The organism is Ligilactobacillus pabuli (assembly GCF_022836475.1).
Taxonomy (GTDB): Bacteria; Bacillota; Bacilli; order Lactobacillales; family Lactobacillaceae; genus Ligilactobacillus; species Ligilactobacillus pabuli.
Genome location: NZ_BQXH01000008.1, coordinates 1186 through 1424 on the forward strand (window position 1 = coordinate 1186; position 239 = coordinate 1424).

Sequence of the window (239 nt, forward strand, 5' to 3'; positions counted from 1 at the left end):
CTGCGGCTTGGGCATATGAATGTTTGTGCTTAGTCACATACTCAACTACTTCAATTCGTTCTTCAAAAGTCGTCTGCTTACGCATAGTGGGGACCCGCTTTCTGGACGGCGAAGCCGTCAAAGTTTTATCCTCATTATACATGGCAACCCAGACTTTTGCTTGAGTTGGGCTACGCAAACCATATTTGTCCGCCAGGTCATCAAAGGTGCCTTCTCCATTCAAGTAGGCAAAGACAATT

1 pseudogene is annotated in these 239 nt (G+C 46.0%); it reads right to left on the minus strand.

The features are described 5' to 3' along the window. Window positions 1-239: pseudogene (locus LPAF129_RS05105) on the minus strand (helix-turn-helix domain-containing protein); the annotation flags it as partial.